The following is a 4,250-nucleotide window of genomic DNA, read 5'->3' as shown; positions in this document are numbered from 1 at the left end:
CGGTCTGTAATAAACACCCGCAATATTATCGGCAGAGTTGGAACCTGTATCCTGAACATTAATACCAGACAATACATGACCTGAAGGGCACTGAAAATTCCATGTTTGCCAGTTGTTCACTCCATAATATTGCTGTGAACCAAGTCGAACATCTTTCACATATCTGGAATCAAAATTGCCATAGTTGCCGGGAATAACTTGCGAACCGCAAAGCCAGTTCCCGTTATTATCCATGTACGCCTGACCATCGGTGCCATTGGCTGTCCTTGAGTTATTAATCATGTAGATGCCAAATTGCCTATTCCCCAGCCCACCAATTACGAATTTACGGTCGGTATGGTCCTGGCGAAGCAATGCCTGCGCACCATCGTTGGATACCGCATTACGGCCCATAATAACGTTCTGGTCACGCATATGAATCCACATGCCTGTACTGCTGTTAATTAAAAAACGGTTTGTAAATATATCTCCTGTAACAACCAGACCATGCCCCATGCTTATCCGGCCAGTTCTGAGATTAAGCGTAAAGGGGCGTAGTGGCCCTATATTACCATTTTCCCCTTCATTCTCTCGTGTAGGGATGATATGCAGGCATTCTTCAGAACGACGAAAAATGGCACCAAAAGATGAATTAAATATTCTCAGTGCATTGACCGTCGATATTTTTACTTCACTGCTGAAAAGGGCTTTAACAAGAACATACAGAGCATCCCATTTAAGATTCATCAGGTCTTTAACCCGGCCGCCAGTGAGGTGGTGTCTCCATTTGAAATACTCATTGCCGTTGTCGCCTGTTTCAAACCACATGTATGAATCAGTATCGCTGTCGGCATCATTTTTAAATCCAATCTTTGCCCAGTCAGTATTCCGAATCCAGGCAAGGATTGAGTCGTTTTCAAAAGTAAGTCCACCGGACAACGTATCGCCATTTTTTTGCACGGCGTTACCAGCCTTGTTTACCGTTTCCTGTAAACCGAGGGGCCATTTCTGGCCTGCATGGCATGATTTCCGCTTTTAAACGGGGAATTCAGCGTGCTGATTGGCTATGTAAGGGTATCAACAAATGACCAGAATACAGACCTGCAACGAAACGCTCTTGTTTGTGCAGGATGTGAACAAATATTTGAAGATAAATTAAGCGGAACAAGGACAGACCGACCGGGATTAAAACGTGCTTTAAAGCGCCTTCAAAAAGGAACGCATATAGAAAACGACGATCGAATCAATTAAATCGATCTGTATTACCGATCGATTATGTCCCGATAACCACACCCGACTGATGAGATTTTTTAAGATAACGGCGAATTGATGCAAGGAGGTGAAATGAAATCAATTCGCTGTAAGAACTGCAACAAACTGTTATTTAAAGCGGATTCCTTTGATCACATTGAAATCAGGTGTCCGCGTTGCAAACGTCACATCATAATGCTGAATGCCTGCGAGCATCCCACGGAGAAACATTGTGGGAAAAGAGAAGAAATCACGCATTCTGACGAAACCGTGCGTTATTGAGTATGAAGGCCAGATTGTTGGCTATGGTTCAAAGGAGCTGCGCGTTGAAACCATATCCTGCTGGCTGGCCCGCACAATCATTCAGACAAAGCACTATTCCCGCCGTTTTGTGAATAACTCTTACCTTCACCTGGGAGTATTCAGCGGGCGTGATCTGGTTGGCGTTCTCCAGTGGGGATATGCCCTTAACCCCAACTCAGGTCGTCGTGTCGTGCTTGAAACGGATAACCGGGGCTATATGGAGTTGAATCGCATGTGGCTACACGACGACATGCCCCGCAACTCTGAATCACGGGCCATCAGCTACGCGCTGAAAGTTATCAGATTACTGTATCCGTCAGTGGAGTGGGTTCAGTCCTTTGCTGACGAACGCTGCGGACTCGCAGGCGTTGTGTATCAGGCGTCGAATTTTGATTTTATTGGCAGCCATGAAAGCACGTTCTACGAGCTGGATGGTGAGTGGTATCACGAGATAACGATGAACGCGATTAAGCGCGGAGGGCAACGAGGCGAGTATTTGCGAGCTAATAAGGAGCGTGCCGTGGTGCACAAATTTAATCAGTATCGCTACATCAGATTCCTGAACAAGCGAGCAAGGAAGCGGCTAAATACCAAACTATTCAAGGTTCAGCCATACCCTAAGTGATCCCCATGTAATGAATAAAAAGCGGTAATTAATACTGCTGTTTCATTTGAAGCGCGAAAGCTAAAGTTTTCACATTTATCGTGAAACGCTTTCGCGTTTTTCGTGCGCCGCTTCACCCAGCCGTTCATAGGCAATTGGCTTAATGAGATAATCAAATACACCACAACGTACGGCTTCAGACACCGTTTCCATATCACTGGCTGCAGTGGTAAACACCACGTCGCCGGGATAATGCGCCTGCACCAGTTCATGCAGTAAATTAATCCCTCTACCGTCAGGAAGATAGTTATCGAGCAAGATTAGCCCCGGCTTAAAACGCTCGATCATCATTCGGGCCTGCGCTAGGTTTCCCGCCAGTAATATCTGACTGAATCCGGGAATGTGACGAATATATTCCGCATGCATCTCTGCCAGCAGCGTTTCGTCCTCAACGATCAATAGGGTTAATGGAGCTGTCATTAGGTTTCACTTTCGGAATATAGATTGAAAATAAGGTACCGCAGGGATCATTATCTTCGAGAGTGATAACACCACCGCAGCGCGTTACGTAGCTGGCAATCAAGTACAACCCAATGCCATGTTCACCGGGCTCGTCAGCACGCGTACTGCCCCCCTGCTCAAATATTTTGTCTCGTAGAGACTCTGGAACGCCGCAGCCCTGATCGGCGACTTCAATCACCACATCATCGCCTTCATCGCTGAGGAATAATTCAACGCTCTTGTTTCCTTCATCGCTACGCAGGCTGGCTTCGAAGGCGTTATCAAGTAAATTGCCAACAATGGCGGCAAACTCGGTGCTATCCAGTCCTGGCGGCAGTTGCGAAAGCTGGCTACCGAGGACGATGATCATTTTTAGCCCCAGTTCGCGGGCGCGCTGCACTTTACCAAAAAGCAGCCCCGCCACCTGGCGATCGGCAAACGCCTCGCGCAGGCTGTCAATAAGCTGTTGCTGGGCCTGAGACTCCCCCTGCACCATCGCCAGCACGCGATCATACTCTTTCATCTGCAACAGACCATTGAGAGTCGACATCCAATTGAGATGCTCGTGTCGCAATGTACGAAGGCTCTCAACGTATTGTTTTATTTGCGTCAGTTGCGCATTGAGGGTGGAAATTTCGTCTTTACTGCGAAAGCTGATAATGGCTCCCAGCAAATCATCACCTGAACGAATAGCTTCCCGATTGGCAATAACGCTCAGACCGTTAAAGTTAGCCACCACATCCTGACGTTTTTCATCAATCTGTTCGGTAAAGAAATCGGCAGGCCTGACCACTTCAGCAATGGGTTTACCCAACCATTGCCGTCCAGGGGAACTCAGCCCCAGCATCTTTCTTGCGTTACGATTGATGGCGGTAATGTAACCGTGCGGATCCACCGCAATCAGCCCTTCATAAACCGAACTAAACAGCGCCTCTTGCTGACGGACCACCCGTGCGATTTGCTTTGGCTCCATGCCCATCATCTGCCGACGGATATGCGCGGCCAGGAACCACGACAGCAACATCAGAATCCCTAACAGCACGACAAACACACCTGCCATCGGTAATAAAAACTCAGCCCGCCAGCTATCGATTTTACTCACCAGGTAGCCAATCGACACCACGCCGATGACTTTTCCATCGTCATCAAAGATTGGCGTTTTGGCGCGCATCGCCATACCCATTGACCCTTTCCCAGTAATGAAGTAGCTCTCCCCTTTCTCCAGCGCGCCCTGTTTGGTGAACTGCATAGGATAACCAATTTTCTCCGGATTAGGATGGTAAAGGCGGATCGAGTGCCGGTCGCCAATCACCACATAATCAAAATCGGTATCTCTTTGTAATTTGTTAGCGATGGTCGCCAGCCGTTTGTAGTCACGCGTTTTCACCGCAGAGATGACACTGTCATTGGAGGCAATAATTTTCGCCTGATTCATTGCCATGTCGCGTACATGAAGCGTTAAATAGTCCTCAAAACTGGCCGTAAAATATTGCGCCAGGGCTGCAATGACAAATATTGAGAACACCAGAATCAGCAAAAAGATACGCAGCGGAAATGCCAGTCTTTGGAAAAATGCAAACTGTTTATTCTCGTTAAGCTGCAACATTTTTTT

General features: G+C 47.4%; 4 protein-coding genes and 2 pseudogenes. 3 read left to right on the top strand and 3 right to left on the bottom strand.

What is annotated here, in order from left to right:
- Nucleotides 1–939: phage tail protein (locus ACUU1M_RS19050; protein ID WP_449144742.1), on the bottom strand; the 939-nt coding region annotated here is incomplete at its 3' end.
- Between the two features lie 93 nt (nucleotides 940–1,032).
- Between ACUU1M_RS19050 and ACUU1M_RS19045 the strand changes: the two are divergent.
- From ACUU1M_RS19045 to ACUU1M_RS19035, 3 genes and pseudogenes are all read left to right on the top strand, one after another.
- A pseudogene (locus ACUU1M_RS19045) lies at nucleotides 1,033–1,197 on the top strand (recombinase family protein); the annotation flags it as partial.
- Between the two features lie 126 nt (nucleotides 1,198–1,323).
- Complete coding sequence (locus ACUU1M_RS19040) at nucleotides 1,324–1,512, top strand: Com family DNA-binding transcriptional regulator (protein ID WP_001311352.1); 189 nt, start codon at nucleotides 1,324–1,326, stop codon at nucleotides 1,510–1,512.
- Nucleotides 1,463–2,158, top strand: a complete 696-nt coding sequence (locus tag ACUU1M_RS19035; RefSeq protein WP_000514021.1) for a Mom family adenine methylcarbamoylation protein — start codon at nucleotides 1,463–1,465, stop codon at nucleotides 2,156–2,158. Before ACUU1M_RS19040 ends, ACUU1M_RS19035 begins: the two co-directional genes overlap by 50 nt.
- A 90-nt stretch (nucleotides 2,159–2,248) precedes the next feature.
- On the opposite strand, the pseudogene ACUU1M_RS19030 reads toward ACUU1M_RS19035, so the two are convergent.
- Together ACUU1M_RS19030 and dpiB are read right to left on the bottom strand one after the other, a co-directional pair.
- Nucleotides 2,249–2,617, bottom strand: a pseudogene (locus ACUU1M_RS19030) (response regulator); the annotation flags it as partial.
- On the bottom strand, nucleotides 2,586–4,244 hold the full coding sequence (gene dpiB, locus ACUU1M_RS19025; RefSeq protein ID WP_000939765.1) for a sensor histidine kinase DpiB: 1,659 nt from the start codon (nucleotides 4,242–4,244) through the stop codon (nucleotides 2,586–2,588). The pseudogene ACUU1M_RS19030 and the gene dpiB, both read right to left, overlap by 32 nt.
- Nucleotides 4,245–4,250: the final 6 nt, after the last annotated feature.

The sequence above is a fragment of the Shigella sp. SIG6 genome (genome assembly GCF_053555815.1).
This window is presented reverse-complemented; position numbering and strand designations above follow the sequence as displayed.

Bases quoted from the DNA above. Each gene is read 5' to 3' on its own strand.
- dpiB (WP_000939765.1), bottom strand. From the start codon at position 4,244: ATGTTGCAGCTTAACGAGAATAAACAGTTTGCATTTTTCCAAAGACTG.
- ACUU1M_RS19040 (WP_001311352.1), top strand. From the start codon at position 1,324: ATGAAATCAATTCGCTGTAAGAACTGCAACAAACTGTTATTTAAAGCG.